Origin of the sequence: Mastigocladopsis repens PCC 10914 (genome assembly GCF_000315565.1) — a bacterium.
GTDB classification, from domain to species: domain Bacteria; phylum Cyanobacteriota; class Cyanobacteriia; order Cyanobacteriales; family Nostocaceae; genus Mastigocladopsis; species Mastigocladopsis repens.
The window spans coordinates 5582389-5599913 of the sequence record NZ_JH992901.1 but is presented as its reverse complement, the minus strand read 5'-3'; the positions used below and the strand labels follow the sequence as shown (position 1 = coordinate 5599913).

General features: G+C 43.1%; 15 protein-coding genes and 2 pseudogenes. 9 read left to right on the top strand and 8 right to left on the bottom strand.

All coding sequences use genetic code 11. From position 1 onward, the window contains the following. Positions 1-92: 92 nt before the first annotated feature. Both queA and MAS10914_RS0126885 read left to right on the top strand, forming a co-directional pair. Positions 93-1358 carry a tRNA preQ1(34) S-adenosylmethionine ribosyltransferase-isomerase QueA gene (queA, locus tag MAS10914_RS0126890; RefSeq protein WP_017319046.1) on the top strand — a complete coding sequence of 422 codons (1266 nt, stop codon included), beginning with the start codon at positions 93-95 and terminating at the stop codon, positions 1356-1358. A gap of 142 nt (positions 1359-1500) precedes the next feature. Continuing rightward, complete coding sequence (locus tag MAS10914_RS0126885) at positions 1501-2688, top strand: tetratricopeptide repeat protein (protein ID WP_017319045.1); 1188 nt, start codon at positions 1501-1503, stop codon at positions 2686-2688. Between the two features lie 76 nt (positions 2689-2764). Here the strand turns inward: MAS10914_RS0126885 and MAS10914_RS0126880 are convergent, their stop codons facing one another. Then, complete coding sequence (locus MAS10914_RS0126880; RefSeq protein ID WP_017319044.1) at positions 2765-3460, bottom strand: potassium channel family protein; 696 nt, start codon at positions 3458-3460, stop codon at positions 2765-2767. Between the two features lie 173 nt (positions 3461-3633). Further along, complete coding sequence (locus tag MAS10914_RS0126875; protein ID WP_026082844.1) at positions 3634-4968, bottom strand: TrkH family potassium uptake protein; 1335 nt, start codon at positions 4966-4968, stop codon at positions 3634-3636. A gap of 149 nt (positions 4969-5117) precedes the next feature. Here MAS10914_RS0126875 and MAS10914_RS0126870 point away from each other — a divergent pair, with 149 nt between their 5' ends. Further along, the gene (locus tag MAS10914_RS0126870) at positions 5118-5960 is read left to right on the top strand and encodes a methyltransferase domain-containing protein (RefSeq protein ID WP_017319042.1); all 843 of its coding nucleotides are present in this window, start codon (positions 5118-5120) and stop codon (positions 5958-5960) included. Positions 5961-6056: 96 nt separating this feature from the next. Here the strand turns inward: MAS10914_RS0126870 and MAS10914_RS0126865 are convergent, their stop codons facing one another. Beyond that, entirely contained in the window at positions 6057-7262 is a 1206-nt protein-coding gene (locus MAS10914_RS0126865) for an RNA-guided endonuclease InsQ/TnpB family protein (RefSeq protein ID WP_017319041.1), read from the bottom strand. A gap of 118 nt (positions 7263-7380) precedes the next feature. On the opposite strand from MAS10914_RS0126865, the gene MAS10914_RS0126860 reads away from it, so the two are divergent. From MAS10914_RS0126860 to coaE, 4 genes and pseudogenes are all read left to right on the top strand, one after another. Further along, the gene (locus MAS10914_RS0126860; RefSeq protein WP_017319040.1) at positions 7381-8343 is read left to right on the top strand and encodes a homogentisate phytyltransferase; all 963 of its coding nucleotides are present in this window, start codon (positions 7381-7383) and stop codon (positions 8341-8343) included. A gap of 78 nt (positions 8344-8421) precedes the next feature. After that, positions 8422-8886 carry a tetratricopeptide repeat protein gene (locus MAS10914_RS0126855; RefSeq protein WP_017319039.1) on the top strand — a complete coding sequence of 155 codons (465 nt, stop codon included), beginning with the start codon at positions 8422-8424 and terminating at the stop codon, positions 8884-8886. Positions 8887-8889: 3 nt separating this feature from the next. After that, positions 8890-10530, top strand: a pseudogene (cobA, locus tag MAS10914_RS33265) (uroporphyrinogen-III C-methyltransferase). A gap of 70 nt (positions 10531-10600) precedes the next feature. Beyond that, complete coding sequence (coaE, locus tag MAS10914_RS0126840; protein ID WP_017319036.1) at positions 10601-11185, top strand: dephospho-CoA kinase; 585 nt, start codon at positions 10601-10603, stop codon at positions 11183-11185. A 718-nt stretch (positions 11186-11903) separates the two neighbouring features. Here coaE and MAS10914_RS0126830 read toward each other — a convergent pair. Further along, the gene (locus MAS10914_RS0126830) at positions 11904-12605 is read right to left on the bottom strand and encodes a Uma2 family endonuclease (protein WP_017319034.1); all 702 of its coding nucleotides are present in this window, start codon (positions 12603-12605) and stop codon (positions 11904-11906) included. A gap of 284 nt (positions 12606-12889) precedes the next feature. Further along, positions 12890-13096, bottom strand: coding sequence for a MarR family transcriptional regulator (locus MAS10914_RS0126825; RefSeq protein ID WP_017319033.1), 207 nt, complete (start codon positions 13094-13096; stop codon positions 12890-12892). A gap of 54 nt (positions 13097-13150) precedes the next feature. Here MAS10914_RS0126825 and MAS10914_RS0126820 point away from each other — a divergent pair, with 54 nt between their 5' ends. Further along, positions 13151-14620, top strand: a complete 1470-nt coding sequence (locus MAS10914_RS0126820) for an RNA-guided endonuclease InsQ/TnpB family protein (RefSeq protein ID WP_017319032.1) — start codon at positions 13151-13153, stop codon at positions 14618-14620. Here the strand turns inward: MAS10914_RS0126820 and MAS10914_RS31205 are convergent. Next, positions 14544-15332 carry a helix-turn-helix domain-containing protein gene (locus MAS10914_RS31205; protein ID WP_017319031.1) on the bottom strand — a complete coding sequence of 263 codons (789 nt, stop codon included), beginning with the start codon at positions 15330-15332 and terminating at the stop codon, positions 14544-14546. The two genes, MAS10914_RS0126820 and MAS10914_RS31205, sit on opposite strands and share 77 nt — an antisense overlap. 353 nt (positions 15333-15685) lie before the next feature. Between MAS10914_RS31205 and MAS10914_RS36730 the strand changes: the two are divergent. Further along, a pseudogene (locus MAS10914_RS36730) lies at positions 15686-16568 on the top strand (Rpn family recombination-promoting nuclease/putative transposase). A gap of 20 nt (positions 16569-16588) precedes the next feature. Here MAS10914_RS36730 and MAS10914_RS0126805 read toward each other — a convergent pair. Further along, positions 16589-16885 carry a BrnA antitoxin family protein gene (locus MAS10914_RS0126805; RefSeq protein ID WP_026082843.1) on the bottom strand — a complete coding sequence of 99 codons (297 nt, stop codon included), beginning with the start codon at positions 16883-16885 and terminating at the stop codon, positions 16589-16591. Beyond that, positions 16860-17159, bottom strand: coding sequence for a BrnT family toxin (locus MAS10914_RS0126800; RefSeq protein ID WP_017319029.1), 300 nt, complete (start codon positions 17157-17159; stop codon positions 16860-16862). Before MAS10914_RS0126800 ends, MAS10914_RS0126805 begins: the two co-directional genes overlap by 26 nt. Between the last annotated feature and the right edge of the window lie 366 nt (positions 17160-17525).

The window sequence follows — 17525 nt, the reverse complement described above, 5'->3', positions numbered from 1 at the left end:
CTTAAGGTTAGGAAAGAAATTGAGCGGTGATAACTTGGAGTTTTCTCCAAAGAACAGCTAAAACTTGTTTGTTTAAGAGAATTTAAATACAAATGCAGCAACAACTAGCAAAAAGCAATTCAAACCCAACATCTAGCCCTAAGAAAGAAGACTTGGAATTAAATAGTTGTTTATCTGGGTATGACTATGAATTACCTCAAGAACTCATTGCTCAAAATCCAGTGGTTCCTAGGGATAGTTCTAGGCTGTTGGTAATCAATTCTTCTAATACAGGTACTCAAACAGATCCTCTACACTACATTTTCCGAGATTTGGCAGAGCTTCTACACCCGGGAGATTTACTTGTAATGAATAATACACAAGTCATTCCAGCGCGGCTGTATGGTCGTAAATCTACTGGTGCGGAAATAGAAGTGTTGCTGTTAGAAGAGCGCCAGCATAATTGCTGGTTAGCCCTAGTCAAGCCTGGAAAACGATTCAAACGGGGAGCGAAGGTTATTTTTGAACCGAGAGATATCTCCTTGGGAAGGAGTGGGGGAGTGGAGGAAACGAGGAGTGGAGGAAACGAGGAGTGGAGGAGTGGAGGAGGAGAAAATAATTCTTCTTGTATCCCATCACATACCCTCACTGCCACCGTTTTGGAAACAGACGAGGTGACTGGTGGGCGTCTGTTACAATTTGACTTGCCAGAGGGAATGTCCTTAGTGCAATTGCTAGATGTCTTTGGTGAAGTCCCTCTACCACCATATATCAATGCGTCTGATGCCCAAGGCGAACAGTATCAGACAGTTTATGCTAGAAATCCAGGAGCAGTCGCAGCTCCCACAGCAGGGCTTCACTTTACAACAGAATTGCTAAAACGGTTACGCGATCGCGGAATTAATCAAGCTTTTGTAACATTACACGTTGGGGTGGGGACATTTCGCCCTGTGGAAGTGGAGAACATAAAGACCCATAAAATGCATGAAGAATGGATTGAAGTGCCTTCCTCAACAGTAGAGCAAATCCGTGCAACTCAGGCATCTGGCGGTCGGATTATTGCCGTAGGTACAACAGTCGCAAGGGCATTAGAAGGAGCAGCAGCCGAAGGCGAGTTACAACCATTTTGTGGCAAAACCGACTTGTTTATCTACCCTGGCTACAAATGGCGAGTCGTACAGGGTTTGATTACCAATTTTCACCTACCGCGTTCCAGCTTGCTCATGTTGGTCAGTGCTTTAATTGGTCGGCAACGTTTGTTAAAAATATACCAGCAAGCCATAGCATCTCAATACCGCTTTTATTCCTTCGGCGATGCAATGTTAATTTTGCCAGAAGCCGTAACAGAAGAAGACGGAGAGGGGGGGAACAAGAGTTAACGCATGTTAACTCCTCCACGCCTCGTTTCCTCCACTCCTCCACTCCCCCATGCAAATTAAGTTTGTAACAGTTCAATTTCTAGTTTCTTGCTGGGTACTCTGAGCTTATATGCATCTAGCAATAAGTGCAGGTTTGCCAGTTATGTCTCAAAAATATCACATTTGTCAGTGGTTCCTCAGTTGCTCCAAAGTGGCGCTTTTTGGCTCCTCAGTTTTTTTAGTGTTGACGATACCAACAATAACTGAATTCCCAGGAAGCAAGCTACTTGCTGAGAATTTGGTTCCCTCTCAAAATTTAGAAGCAGCTAGCTTCTTCCAGCAGGGAGTTATGCGCTATTCTCGCCAAGATTTACAAGCAGCAGAATATGCTTTTCGTCAAGCCTTGCAGAAAGACCCCAACTTAGCTGCGGCACGCAACTACTTAGGTAATATTATGTTGTTGCAAAATCGCTGGGATATAGCAGTGCAAGAGTATACTGAAGCGATTAGGATTAATCCCAATATGGGCGAAGCTTATTATAATTTGGGATTAGCTATGCACAAACAAGGACAAAAAGAAGCTGCGGTCACAGCTTATCGCCAAGCCTTAGTGATAGATCCAACAATGGCAGCGGCTTATTATAATTTGGGATTAGCACTTTACGAACAAGGACAAATCGAAGAGGCAATTGCTGCATATCAGCAAGTCATTAATCTTGATAACGGCAATGCCAATGCTTACTTTAACCTGGCAATTGCCCTTCAACAACAAGGAAAAACGCAGGAAGCTATCACTGCATATCGACAAGTCTTACAGCTAAATCCTAACAACGCCGTGGCTTACAATAACATGGCAAGTCTTATGGCAACCCAAGGTCAAAAGGCTGAGGCTATTGTCACCTATCAAGAAGCTATTCGTCGCATACCCAATAATGCTGCGGCTTACTATAACTTGGGAGTCACGTTGTACAACCAGGGTGACTATAAGATTGCTCACTCAGCTCTCAAACGTGCCCGTAACGAGTACCGTGAACAGGGTAACATTGAGCAAGCTGACAAGGTTGAGCAGTTAATGCAGCAAATTGCTCAAATGCAAAGACAAAAGGAACCTCAAATTAGCAAAACCGCAACTTCTTCGCCAACTCAAACCCCCACAAGTAACGAGGTGAAGCCTGCACAAGATATACCAACTCAACCACAAACTCCTACGGAAACACAAGATAACACCAGCAACACACCTGTTTCGGTTGAACAATTACCACCTGCACTACTACAAGAAACGCCACTTCAACCAGCAAATCCTGCGGAAACACAGGAACAACAGCCGACTACACAAAGTACAAGTCAATAATGTGGAAGGGTTAGTGGTTAGTGGTTAGTGGCGCTTTTCAACAATGACCAACTAACAACTAACAACTAACAATCTTTTAAATGGGTAAGCGATTAATGTCTTTATTGCAGCCAATTACAACCATTGCAGAACCACGTTCAAGACGCTTGTTGGGGTTAGGATTAATTTGGAATTTGCCATCTTGACTGACAGCTAGCAAATTCAAACCATAGTGGTTGCGAAGTTGTAGTTCGGCGATTGTTTTGCCGTGAAATTCATCGGGCACTATCAATTCTACGATACTGTTATCTGGATCAAGGTCAAATCGGTCTAAAATTGCCGGTTTTGTGAGTGTTCGCGCTAAAGCACAACCTGCTTCATATTCGGGAAACACAACATGATCTGCTCCCACTTTACTCAACAGCTTACAGTGAACTTCACTAGAGGCTTTTGCCACGACGTGGGGGACACCACCTTCTTTCACATTCAGGGTAGTGACTATGCTTTCCTGAACGTAATTTCCAATGGCTACAATAACTGTATCAAATTCAAAAATTCCAGCTTCTTGCAGTGCAGCTGGTTCGGTTGAATCTAATTGCACTGCATGAGCAGTTATCTGCTCAGTTAACGCTTGGGAGACCCGCTTTTCATCTTTGTCCGCAGCCAGCACTTGATAGCCGAATTTGTGCAGTGTTGAACAGACTGAGCGACCAAAACGACCTAATCCAATCACAGCAAACTGCTGATTGTCTTTACGCAGACTACGAAAAAATCCCAATGCCGCCAAATTCACAGTTGTTATCCTTATTAACACTGTTTTATCTATGGCAAAAACTCGGTTATGCCGAATAAATTTTAAAATTTATTTTTTGCCTTATTCTCTATATTTTATCATTTCGCTACACTGCTTTTAATCATTGATTAGTCACTCGTTATTCACCTACTTCTTTACTCCCCTACTCCTTACTATCCCACAAGTAGATTTTCTTCAGGATAGTGAACTCTACTAGGTCGCGGGTCTCCAAGTATAGCAGACATCAGCAGCAAAATCCCCACTCTTCCAATATACATTGTCGCAATTAATATTAACTTTGCTGCGGCAGACACACTGCCTGTAATTCCAGTAGAAAGCCCCACAGTAGCAAACGCTGACACGACTTCAAATAAAAGTTGAATAAATTCTAAGTCTGGGTCTGTTAGTGCAATTAAAATGGTAGATACAATGACGGTTCCCACTGAACCAATCAAAGCTCCAACAGCTTTTAAAATTACAGATATTGCTATCTTACGGTCGTACAATAAAACTTCTTCTTTACCTTGGAGAATTGCTTTAGTGCAACTGGTGAGAACTCTCAATGTTGTCGTTTTGAGTCCGCCTCCAGTACCACCAGGACTTGCACCTATAAACATGAATGCAATCGTAATAAATAGCCCTGCTGTGGTCATTTTGCCTATATCTATGGTATTGAATCCAGCAGTTCTAGGAGTAACCGATTGAAACCAAGCTACTAATAACTTGTCGCGAAAACTCAAATCTCCAAATGTTTCCGGATTTCTTAACTCTACATAGAAAAAGGCAACTGTTCCAAATATCAAGAGAAATAATGTTGTGCTAGTTGCCACTTTAAAATCTAGGGAAAACACGAGCTTAGTTTGTTTCTTCAGAAAGCGATCGCGTAACCAAAAGTAAGCTTCCAAAATGACTTGATAACCAATTCCTCCCAAGATAATCAAGAATGTCACAGAGAAGGCTACTAACAATGATTGCTGATATCCAATCAAGTTATCCTTAAACAAACTAAAACCCGCGTTATTCCAAGAGTTAATGCTATGAAAAATAGCCAACCAAAGTCCTTGATTCCATCCATAGTCGGGGACAAAAGCTGGTAGCAATAAAAATATACCAGTGATTTCAAAAATCAGGGTCGTGGCAATAATTGAGCGAATAATTTGAGCACTTCCATGCATTCCCGGTCGGTCTAAGGCTTGTTGAATGGCAACTTTTTGTCGTAGGTCAAATTTACGACCGATAAGGAGAATCAAAAAGGTTGTGGTTGTCATGTAGCCCAAACCACCAATTTGTACTAGTAGCACAATAAACAACTGACCCCAAAAAGAAAAATAGGTGCCAGGATCTACGACCGATAAACCTGTGACACAAACTGCTGATGTTGAAGTAAACAAAGCCACAATTAAGTTATTCCACGTACCACTACTGGTAGAAAAAGGCATCATCAGCAGGATAGTTCCTACAGTGATGACTGCTAGAAATCCTAAGCAAATTGTCCGAGAAACAGTCATAGAAAAAGTCATAAATGTAACAACCCCTAGAAATAGGGTCAGGCTTTCGCTTCTCTAAAAGCAAAAACACCTTTATTTAATTAAAAACACACATGGTAGCCTACCAGTAGGTTATTTATTTGAATTCTGCTTTTTACACCGCTTCCTTCATGAATGCAACACTTTACGAGCAAATTCAGCAATTTTACGATGCTTCCTCCGGTCTGTGGGAACAGATATGGGGCGAACATATGCACCACGGTTACTATGGTACAGATGGTACGGAAAATAAAGATCGTCGTCAGGCGCAAATTGACTTAATTGAAGAAATTCTCAAGTGGACAGGAGTCCAACAAGCTGAGAATATCCTAGACGTGGGTTGTGGAATTGGTGGGAGTTCCTTGTATCTGGCAGAAAAATTTCATGCCAGGGCGACAGGAATTACTCTGAGTCCAGTGCAAGCGGCAAGAGCGACAGAACGTGCTTCTGAGTTTGGGTTGAGTGCTAGGACTCATTTTCAAGTCGCTGATGCTCAAGCAATGCCTTTTACTGACAACTCTTTTGACTTGGTTTGGGCACTGGAAAGCGGTGAGCATATGCCGGATAAGACTAAGTTTATGCAAGAGTGCTATCGGGTGCTCAAACCTGGTGGAATGTTGATTATGGTGACTTGGTGTCATCGACCAATTGATAATTCACCACTTACGACGGATGAGGAGAAGCACTTGGCAGAGATTTACCGGGTGTACTGCTTGCCATATGTGATTTCTTTACCGCAGTATGAAGTTATTGCCCGTCAACTGGGTTTGCAAAACATTCGTACTGCTGATTGGTCAAAGGCTGTTGCGCCGTTTTGGAATGTCGTGATTGATTCAGCGTTTTCTCCAAAGGCGATTTGGGGTTTGCTGTGTTCGGGTTGGAGTACAATCCAAGGGGCGCTGTCTCTGGGGTTGATGCGTCGGGGTTATGAACGCGGGTTGATTCGGTTTGGGTTGTTGTGTGGCGTAAAATAACGAACCGCACCAAGCAAGAGAGAGCGCAAAGAGAGGAGAGAGTAAGCAACCCACGGCTAAAAGCCGTTCGCGCAAGCGTGCCGTAGGCATTGGGCTTTAGCCCAGTTCAAAGAGGCTAGTCGGAAACAGATTTAACTGTCCTTCCAACTGGCAACTAATCCCCGGACTTTCGGGCTGGATTACGGACAACCCCAAAGCTGCAATATTCAAAGCAGCATTAATATCAGCGTCATGCTCAAAACCGCAATGCCCACACTTGAACGATTTACCAGAACGATAAAATTTACCTTTGACGGGGTGAATATGCCCACACCGAGAGCAAGTCTGACTGGTGTATGCGGGTGGGATAAAGACGACGGGTACACTAGCAATGTTCGCTTTGTACTCAACAAACAATCTCAACTGATAAAAAGCCCAGTTGTTCGTTCTGCGTCGTTCAGTCTTACTGCGTGGTTTTTGGTTGAGCGATTCTCTGATATTGGTCAAGTTTTCAAACGCCAAGGCAGCATTACTGCGTTCACCATGTTGAACCAAGCATTTAGAAATATTGTGATTCAACCACTTTTGGAACCTTTGTTCTCTGCCAGAAAGCCTTCTCAACAGTCGTCTAGAACTGCGAGTGCGTTTGCTTTGAACATTAGCTCTGACCTTACTGTATCGGTCACGAGTGTTTTGAATCTGTTTCCCACTCCACGATTTACCCGTAGAAGTGGTTGCAATATCTCTTCTACCCAAATCAACCCCAATTACTTTGCGAAAAGTTTGCGCGTCCGGGTTTCCCGGCGCAAAACTTTTCAAGACGGGTGTTTTGCCTGTTGGGTTGGTGGGCAAGTCAACACAGATATTGATGTAGTAGTCACCTCGTCTTGTCTTGTTGAGGGTAGCAGCAGTTGGAGATTGCCCTTTAAGCAAAGCCAATTGGTAGTTACCAATACTCAACTTGAACTTGACTCGACCACACATCAAAGTAACGCCAACAGTTTGCAATTCCTCAATATATTGAAAAGTCCGAATATCCAAGTTCAAGGATGTTGGTCTAAATTCATGGACTTGCTTAACTGCTTTGGCGTTACCGGTTACGCGACGAATTGCTTGGCAGACATGGTTTGCTTTCAATCCTGTAGCTTCTCGCACTGGTTTATACACCTTGTGGTGAAGCTTGGTTGTGTTCCAGCAATTCTCGCGTTTTGCAACCTCATATATCTGGTTACAAGCATTAGCAAAACCCTGCAAAGTAACATCAATTTCTTGGCAAAACTCTACAGGGACTTGAAGCTTGCATTTTACAGATATTGTTTGCATTTGGGACGGTTAATAACTCATCCTAGTGTAGCACAGATTCACGGAACCTAAAGGTTCTCGTGTCGTGTTTCCTCCCATGCCTAAAGGCTATGGGTTTCCACACCACCCACGAGGTTTTATGAGTCAGGTTTCACAGCCAGGGTTTCAAGCTAGTTGGTTTTATAGTTTTTGGAAGTTTTCGCGTCCTCACACGATTATTGGTACGAGTTTGAGTGTGTTGGGGTTGTATTTGATTGCTGTTGCTATGAGTGATGGTAATTATTCCCTATTCCCTCTTTTAGGAGCATGGATTGCCTGTGTTTGTGGCAATATCTATATTGTGGGGCTGAATCAACTAGAAGATGTGGCAATTGACAAGATTAATAAGCCACATTTGCCTCTTGCCTCTGGGGAGTTTTCCCGACGTACAGGGAACTTAATTGTGGCAATTACCGGAATTTTGGCGTTGCTTTTGGCTTGGCTTCAAGGACCGTTTTTGTTGGGAATGGTGGGGATTAGTTTAGCGATTGGTACTGCTTATTCTTTGCCGCCAATTCGTTTAAAGCGGTTTCCTTTTTGGGCGGCGGTTTGTATTTTTTCAGTGCGCGGATCAGTTGTTAATTTAGGGTTGTTTTTGCACTTTAATTGGGTGTTGTCTGCTGGTGAACAGACGCGAACTGCATTTCTATCAATTCCGTCTGCTGTGTGGTTGCTGACATTGTTTATTTTGGTTTTTACGTTTGCGATCGCCATCTTTAAAGACATTCCCGACATGGAAGGAGACCTCCAATACAATATCAAGACTTTTACTATTCAACTTGGTAAGCAAGCAGTTTTCAATCTCGCTCTTTGGGTATTAACTATCTGCTATGTGGGGATGATTTTTGTTGGTGTGCTGCGGCTGGCTGAGGTGAATTCTGTTTTTTTGGTGATGACTCATCTCGTTGCACTGGTTTTGATGTGGTGGCGGAGTAGACAAGTCAACTTGCAAGAAAAAAGTGCAGTGGCTCGCTTCTATCAATTCATCTGGAAACTGTTTTTCCTGGAATATTTGATTTTCCCAATAGCTTGTCTTTTAGCTGGAAAATTTGCTGTAGTTTAGAATATTCTTAAGGTGCGTTACCCTGCGTTAACGCACCCTAGCATTGGAAATTCATTTTATAGATAAACTGTTAAAACAATGTTTGACTTTCAACCAAGTTATATTATCGCCATAACTGCTGTCATTTCTAGTATCACTCTCCTCGTTTATTTTTCTTGGAAAACCTTAATTACTTCAAATCTTTTTCAAAAAGGAGTGAATCTTTATCAGCAAGAAAATTATAAAGATGCAGAAGCGGCTTTTCGTCAAGTGATTTCTCGAAATTCTACTAATGATGGGGTTCACTTGTTGCTAGGAGATTCTTTGATGCAGCAAAGTAAAGTAGAAGAAGCAACCCAACAATTCCAAGAAGTGATTGACCGCGCTCCTAAAAAAGTTGATGCTTATTTACGTCTGTCGAATGCTTTAATGCGACAAGAAAAGAAAGGGGAAGCAATTGCTACTCTGCAAAAAGCTAGAGATTTATGCCTAGCACAACGTCAACCAGAAAAAGCCGAACAAATTAATAGTATTCTGCAAAAAATCAGTAAAAATAATTCGTAACTCATGGCTGAACAAAAGGGCAAAATCTACCTCGTAGGTGCTGGACCAGGAGATATGGCATACTTGACGCTAAAGGCATATAAGCTTTTATCAAATGCTGAAGTCTTGGTTTACGATGCCCTAGTAGATGCCGAGTTGTTGCAATGCGTACCGCCTAATTGTTTAAAGCTGAATGTAGGAAAACGGGGTGGTCAACCAAGTACGCCTCAAGGTGAAATTAACGAGTTACTGCTAAAGTATTGCCAGCAGGGAAAGCAGGTTGTTCGCCTGAAGTCTGGTGATCCGTTTATTTTTGGTCGCTGCACTTCTGAAATTGAGGCGTTGAAGGCGGCTGGTTGTGAGTTTGAAGTTGTACCGGGAATTTCCTCAGCGCTAGCAGCGCCGTTGCTAGCGGGAATTCCTCTGACAGATCCGGTCATGAGTCGGTGTTTTGCTGTGTTTACGGCTCATGAGCCAGATGCTTTGGATTGGGAGGCTTTGTCACGGTTAGAGACGCTGGTGATTTTGATGGGAGGGCAGCATCTAGCTGAAATTATACATCGGCTGGTGCGACAAGGCAGATCGCGCTCAACACCTATTGCCATTATCCGATGGGCAGGAACTCCACAACAAGAAATCTGGATAAGCACTTTAGAAAATATACTTGAGCAAACATCTGGTGTGTCGTTATCGCCAGTGATTATTGTGATTGGCGAAGTTGTGAGACTACGCAGTTATTTGCAACCTGAGAAAATATCATGAGAGGATTTTTCAGTAGATAACGCTTTGCACCCCAAAATTATGTCAACAACCCAACCTGCATCTCCCAATTTACCGAACTCCCCATCTTGCCAACTTCCCCTCTGGGGCAAAACAATTCTGGTGACACGTTCGGTTGGTCACTCGAGTCAATTGACCGAACTTCTCACCGCATCAGGCGCAACTGTCATTGAAATGCCAGCATTAGAAATTGGTTCGCCTTCCAGTTGGGAAGATTTGGATAATGCCATTGCCAATTTATCCGACTTCCATTGGTTAATTCTAACTTCAACTAATGGCGTAGATTACTTTTTTGAACGACTGTTTGCACAGGGTAAAGATGCTCGCGCCTTAGCTGGAATTAAAATTGCCGTTGTCGGTGAAAAAACAGCCCAAAGTCTCAACCGACACTCTCTGCAACCGGACTTTATTCCTCCTAACTTTATTGCAGATTCATTGGTGGAAAACTTAAGCGAAGAACTGACAGGTAAAAAGGTTTTATTCCCCAGAGTAGAAAGCGGCGGACGGGAAATTTTAGTCCAACAATTAACCGCAAAAGGAGCAGAGGTGATAGAGGTGGCGGCTTATCAATCTTGCTGTCCCAAGAGTGTTCCTCCCTCAGCGGAGTTAGCTCTTCAAAGTGGAAATGTGGATGTTGTTACCTTTGCCAGTTCTAAAACTGTACAATTTTTTTGTCAACTAGCAGAAAAGATATTTTCTGAAATTTCTCAGGACAATCAATCATCTGTGGTGGCAAATTCCTTAGAGGGAGTTTGTATTGCCTCAATCGGTCCCCAAACCTCTCAAACTTGTCGTTCCTTACTTGGTCGTGTGGATGTAGAGGCTGAAGAATATACTTTAGATGGATTAACTCAAGCATTGATAAAATGGGCAACAAATTCTTAAATTTAGATAGTTGATAGTTGATAGTTGTCTACCCACTAACTACTAACTACTAACCACTAAGCCTTTTCTCATGACTAAACGCATCATTGGATTAACAGGAGGCATTGCCACAGGCAAAACCACTGTTGCCAATTATTTGGCTAGTGCTTACAATTTGCCTATTTTGGATGGAGATATTTATGCTAGAGAAGCTGTCGCTGTAGGTTCACCTATTTTACAAGAAATTGCTCAACGTTATGGAAAAAACATTTTACTTGCAGACGGCAACCTCAACCGCCAAAAGTTAGGTGAGATTATTTTTAACAATCAACAGGAACGCAACTGGGTAGAGGGTTTGATTCATCCATATGTGCGCGATCGCTTTCTCAAAGAGATTTCTCTCTCACCTGCACAAACATTAGTGTTAGTTGTGCCTTTGCTTTTTGAAGCACAAATGACTGATTTAGTCACAGAAATTTGGGTAGTCAGTTGTTCTGAAGAACAACAACTGCAAAGATTAATACAACGAAACAACTTAAGTCAACAACAAGCACAAGTCCGGATTAAGAGTCAAATACCATTAGCAGAAAAAATAGCTCGTGCAGATGTTGTCTTAGATAATTCTTTCACCCTCGAAGGATTGCTCAAACAAATTGATCACGCAATAAATCATTAAACCACTTGCAAAAGTAAATAATTATCTGCGTCCATCTGCACGGCAGTTGCTACAACGGAGGGAACCTCCCTATGCCTACGGCACGCCAAGGGCGTTAGCGGAGCTCCTCTGAAAGAGGCACGGGTTCACAGTCCCCAGGGCGCGGGAAACCCCTATGGCTGACGCCACGCCTTACGGCGAACGGGTATGTCCTATGCCTGCGGCACGCCAAGGGCGTTAGCGTAAGCTCCTCCGTAGGAGGCACGGACACGCTACGCACATGAAGGAGCCTGCGCTTTGCGCTTACGCCAGTTGCCTGCGGAGGGAAACCCCTTCGGGTTCGCCAGTTGCCTGCGGAGGGAAACCCCTTCGGGTTCGCCAGTTGCCTGCGGAGGGAAACCCCTTCGGGTTCGCCAGTTGCCTGCGGAGGGAAACCCTCCTGCAGCACTGGTCTCACCTCCTGCAGCACTGGTCTCACCTCCTGCAGCACTGGTCTCACCTCCTGCAGCACTGGTCTCACCTCCTGCAGCACTGGTCTCACCTCCTGCAGCACTGGTCTCACCGCCTGCAGGGCTGATTCACCGCAACGCACGCAAGAGTCCATCTGCGGTTAATTATCAATACGGTTCAGTTAAGGATTTTTGGTGAGATTCGCTGAGGTGTAGAGACGCGCCATGGCGCGTCTCTACATTGCCGTGCTGATAACTGTTTTGGTCTTATCTGAATGGTATTGGGTTAATTATTCCTTTTTTCCAAACTTTTGCACAAAACTTGCGTGTTCTATTGAATTCAACCCTTGTTGCAACACTGCTAAAACCTTCGTCATATCCCCTGCGAGAAGTGCTGGTACAGCTAACCACAAACCAGGAAAAACTTGACTTTTGATAACACCATCAGCATTTACTTCTAATAAAATATACTCACCATTTTGCAAACTGAACCAATCTAATTTATTATCCAAAACTTGCCAGACAATATACTCTTGAACACCGTTGCGACGATATGCCTTTTTCTTATCATGTAAGTCAATTGATGCACTACTAGCTGCAACTTCTACTACTAACTCTGGTGCGCCTTCGATGTAATCATCTTCACTAATGCGTGCTTGTCCTCCCAGTGTTTCATCTATCAACAACACAGCATCAGGTTGTGGTTCATTGTCTAAATCTAAGCGTACTGTCGCATTGTCGCCTAACTTCACATTAGGAGTTGAGGCTTGATAAATTCCTAGCCAAGTCATCAAATGTCCATGTGGTTGTCCATGACTTCTAAAACGTACTGGTGATGACAAGTAAACAACTCCTTCAATTAATTCTGCTTTTTTTATATGAGGCATTGCGGCATAACGATGCTCAAATTCATGGCGGGTGAGTCTATCTCCACTTTCTAAAGGTAGGATGAGTTTGTTTATAGTTGAGCTATCTTGCATAGAAGTAGTCATAAGCAGAATCCTCAATAAAATTTCTATCTATAGCATTCCTATAATTAAATCAGTTATCAGTTATCAGTTATCAGTTATCAGGCTTATGGTGGGGGATTTAGACCCGCCACCAACGCCTTCCACCAATTGGTGGGGGACTTAGACCCAAGGATTTAACTGATAACTGTTTACTGTTCACTGTTCACTGTTAATAATATATGTAGCTCAAGGTGTCTGTTGTGTCACATAGATTAAAGGCGGAAGCCCACGAGTATGTGGGTGACTGAGGAACCCACATACGTCCTTCAGGCGTGGGAGGAAGCCGCAGGCACTTTTAAGTGCCGTCCCCATCTTTCAACTAATTCGCTAACACTAACCCCTTCAGATTCAGATACTTGTTTTAAAAGATCCCAAGTAGAAGGAGTTAACCAAATAGCTTTTCTAACCTTTGTTTCATCGTAAAACAAAGGCTCGTTCCTCATTGCTTTCTTTTTAGGTCTTGGTGTTGACATTTTTAGCTAGGTAAACTAAGCTAATTGTAGGTCGAGAAAGAGAGATAAGTCAAGATGCAGGTTAGTTACCAGTACAAGTTACGCCCTAGGCAAAGTCAATCAAAAGTCATGGATTCGTGGCTAGATATGCAGCGTAGTTTGTTCAATTGGTTTCTAGCTGACCGTATTGACGGCTATTATCAAACCTTTATTATGGGTGAGTATTGTGATATCAGAACAAAAACTGAGCGATACCCATTAACTTGTTCGTTGAGCAAAAACTCAAACTTGCACAATCCTTGGAAGAATCCAGACAGAAACGGAGTCATCAAAAAGCGTTCTGCAAGTTTGATGCAAGATACTTATTTGTCAGAAATGAAGCAAGCTAGACCTTGGTACAAAGCAATCCACTCTAACGTGTTGCAGATGCTAGTAAAGCGTCTTGACACGGCAATGGAAGGCTTCTTTAAACATGGTCGTGGCTTTCCTTCGTTCAAAAACAGGTCTAACTTTCGTTCTTTCCAATACAAGCCAGGTGACGTTAAGCTCGATGGGAATAAAATATATCTGCCATCAATAGGGTGGATGCGTTTTTATAATTCTCGTCCTATTCCACAAGGATTCCAGATTCGTACTGTAACGCTGCGTAAAAAAGCAGATGGGTGGTACACGAGTATATTAATTAGGGATGATTCAGTTCCCGATTATCCAACCCCAAAAGAAGTTAATACTGTTGTGGGATTGGACATGGGATTGACTAAGCTTGTTCATTGCTCAGATGGTTCTGACTTTGATAATCCCCGCCCTAGTACCTCCAAGAAAGGTAAACGTACTTTAAAAATCAGGCAGCGACGCTTATCTAGAAAAAAGAAAGGTAGTGCCAATCGCAACAAAGAAGCGCAAAAAGTTGCTAGGCTCTACAAAAAGCACGCTGACAAACGCACTGCCAACCAATGGCTAGTTGCCAGCAAGATAGTTAGAAAAGCTGACGCTATCAGCGTGGAAGACTTGAATATCAAAGGGATGAAGTCGAAGTGTAAACCGAAGCCTGATGATGTTAAACAAGGTCGATTTCTCAAAAACGGTCAATCAGCTAAACGCGGTTTGAACCGTTCTATCTCTGATGCTTCATGGGGAACCTTGATAGAAAAAATTCAGTACGCAGCTGCGAAGTTGGGAAAAAGTTTTTTCAAGGTAGACTCAAAAAACACGAGCCGTACTTGCTCTAAATGCGGTGTTGTAGACGCTTTGTCTCGTTTTGGAGAAAAGTTTGTTTGCATATCATGCGGGTATGAAACACACGCAGATAAGCAAGCCGCTATCAATATAAAAACCCGTGCAGTACAACAAAACGGGTTAGTAATCAAAAGAATGATAAAGGTACGCAGGGACTCTGCGGAACCCAAACAGCTAGTACTGTTTGAAACGCCCAACCCTGAATCAACAGGGATTAAAAGGAAACACCGTGCTAGAAATAGCAAACGCGGTGTGCCTGGGAACCCGCCAACTCAATTGAGTTTATGGGATATTGGAGACTTGGCTTAGTCTTCAAGAATCCCACACCTTCTAGGTGTGGGAGTGTCAACCATTCCTCAAACAGCCGAGAACCGACGGTATAACACTCATCATCTAAAAGCTGAATCACACCAGTTCCAGCAATAACTTCTAAAGCATCTGTCACAGTTCCTCGACTGAAACCTGTACACTGTGCCAAAGTTTTGGAACTTCCTTTTCCGTTCTCAACAAGGGCTTGATAAACTGTTCGTTCAGTTTCACCAAAGCAACCAGAATGTTTTTCTTCATTCCACCATGACGAAAAGTCTTTGTCGTGGTGCTGTATTAATTTATTTATTAAATTTGTGCAGGAGTCTGTTTTGTAGTCGAAGATAACATTAAGCGTTTGTTGTATTAAATATGGATGGCATCCTGACCATTCTATAACAGAAGTCATTCTTTCCTGTGTGAAAGAAATTTGTTCCTGTTCTGCGCGATCGCTAATCAATGTCTTTGTGTCTTCTTCGCTTAAGGGAGCTAACCATTCGATTTCTGCTATGTTTAATAATGGTGAACCAACGCGCTGCTGATATTCTTTTAAATCTCGATAACCTGAGAGCAAAAGACCTAAAAAAGGTTTGATTGCAGGCTTCGGTTCTTCTTCCGCACTCACCCAAGGTAGCCAGAGGAGGAGAACAAGCAAAAGCGTGACAGGGAAAAGGAGAAAGGCAGACTTTCTAGTGTTGCGGGGAATTTTCAGCATGGGGGACACCGCGCAGTGTCATTGCTTAGGCGTTGATGGTTGTATCATAATCTGAGATTCACTTGAGTGGTTTGGTGTTCTCTATTTATCTATATATTTATAGGTGTTGGTGAGTTCAACTTATGCATTGATAGAGTGCAACATTCTCGACTTTGAAACTTTCATCTGGTAGGGTGCGTTATGGACATTTGTCCTAACGCACCGAAAATCTCTGATGGTGCGGGATTCTGGTGGCTTAACACACCCTACCAACAAAAAAAAGAATAATTAACCACAGATGGACACGGATGGACACAGATGGAATCAAAGAGATGCAAGAGGTCTAATTTGTGAGCTAAGACAATGTTTGTAAAATATTAGCTGAAAAATATCCAACGGATTTTGCGCGTTGGTTGTTAGCTGTTGAACCACGAAGCATCGAAGTGTTAAAAACAGAATTGAGCATTGAACCAATTCGCGCTGATTCTTTAACTTTTTTGCAAACAGAAAATCGCATTTTATATCATGTCCGTTTAAGCAATTGTCATTGCGTTCACGCAGCGATAGCGGAGTGAAGCAATCTCATCATTGCGATTGCTTCGTTTCACTTCGTTCCACTCGCAATGACGAATAGTCAGATTGATCCGTCAGAAAAGACCAGGCGATTAGAAATCGCGGCTACACAGGCAAAGTCCGCCTGCGCGGACTGATTTTAGCCTGCGGAGGCAGGCTTTGTTTGTGTAGCCCCAGACTTCCAGTCTGAGGGCGATTTGCTATCGCGTTTTACGGATGTGGGAACAAGATTCAGTACAATTTCTCAACAATCCTGCACTCTTACCGTTAGCACCGTTAACACAAACAAACTCACCCCAAGCGTTATTATCGCAGGTTGCCCAGAGTGTTGCTACAATTTCCGATAGGGAGACGAGGCAGAATATCGCAGCTTACACAGAGATATTAGCGGGTTTGAAATTTGATAAAAACTTGATTCGTCAATTTTTGAGCGAGGATGTTATGCAAGAGTCAGTGATTTATCAGGATATTTTGCAGAAGGGAGAACAGAAGGGAGAACAAAAAGAAGCGCTTAGATTCTGTCTGTCTTTACTTGATGAACGCTTTGGTGAAATTGATTCGTCAATTATTGAGCGAGTTCAAGTTTTCAATAAAGAACAGCTAGAAGCTTTAGGTAGAGCGCTTTTTAGAATGTCATCAATAGCTGATTTAGTGAATTGGCTAGACGAACAGGAAAGCAATTAACTTCTAGACCTAACTTGATATTATTCCTCCTGGCTCTGTTTGCCGAGTTTTTCCTGATGCTCTACATAGGAAGTCAGCACTGCATCAATCATCGCTTGATACTCCCTCCCTCGACTCCGAAACCATTGAAGCGTTTGAGGGTTAAGTTTTATATAAATCCCCTCCTTCTTCTGGGGTAACGAAAACTCGGCATTCTTCCAGAAGTCTTCATTAAGTGGGGCAATATCAGAGTAATCGATTTCTTCATCCGGCATCTCGACTAGCTCCTTGTGACGTTCCTCAGGAGACATATCAGCCGAGAAGTTTGTTTTGCTCATAGTACGCCCTCTCTTTTTTGTTTGCCTTGCGAGCCGAGATGATCCGAGTATGCCCATTACGTTGGGTGTGAATGACCACCACCACGATGCTTATAGCAAGTGTGCTTAACGGAATCTCACCAAGGGTGACTTCCCGTATCTCACCATAGTCAAATCGGCTATCTTCTCTTGTAATTGCAAAAGGGTCATCGAACACCCTTTTGGCTTCATCAAAGCGTATACCGTGTTTCTCTATGTTTTGCTTGTCTTTTGCGTTGTCCCACTCGAAAGACATACAAATATATATGATTCTATATTAGACATCTGGTGAAAAACAATGTAGAGACGCGCCATGGCGCGTCTCTACAAGGGTTATGGACAACGCACAATTAATTTCTGGAGATGTCTATTTTCTTGAGAACGGGGCAACCTTAATTTTATTCGGTCGTTTGTAGGGGTAAGCATACTGTACCCCTACCTTGTAGTATATGTTTCGACCTCTGAACTCGGAACTCCGACCTCTGAACTCGGAACTTCGACCTCGGAACTCGGAACTCCGACCTCGGAACTCGGAACTCCGACCTCTGAACTCGGAACTCCGACCTCTGAACTCGGAACTCCGACCTCTGAACTCGGAACTCCGACCTCTGAACTCGGAATT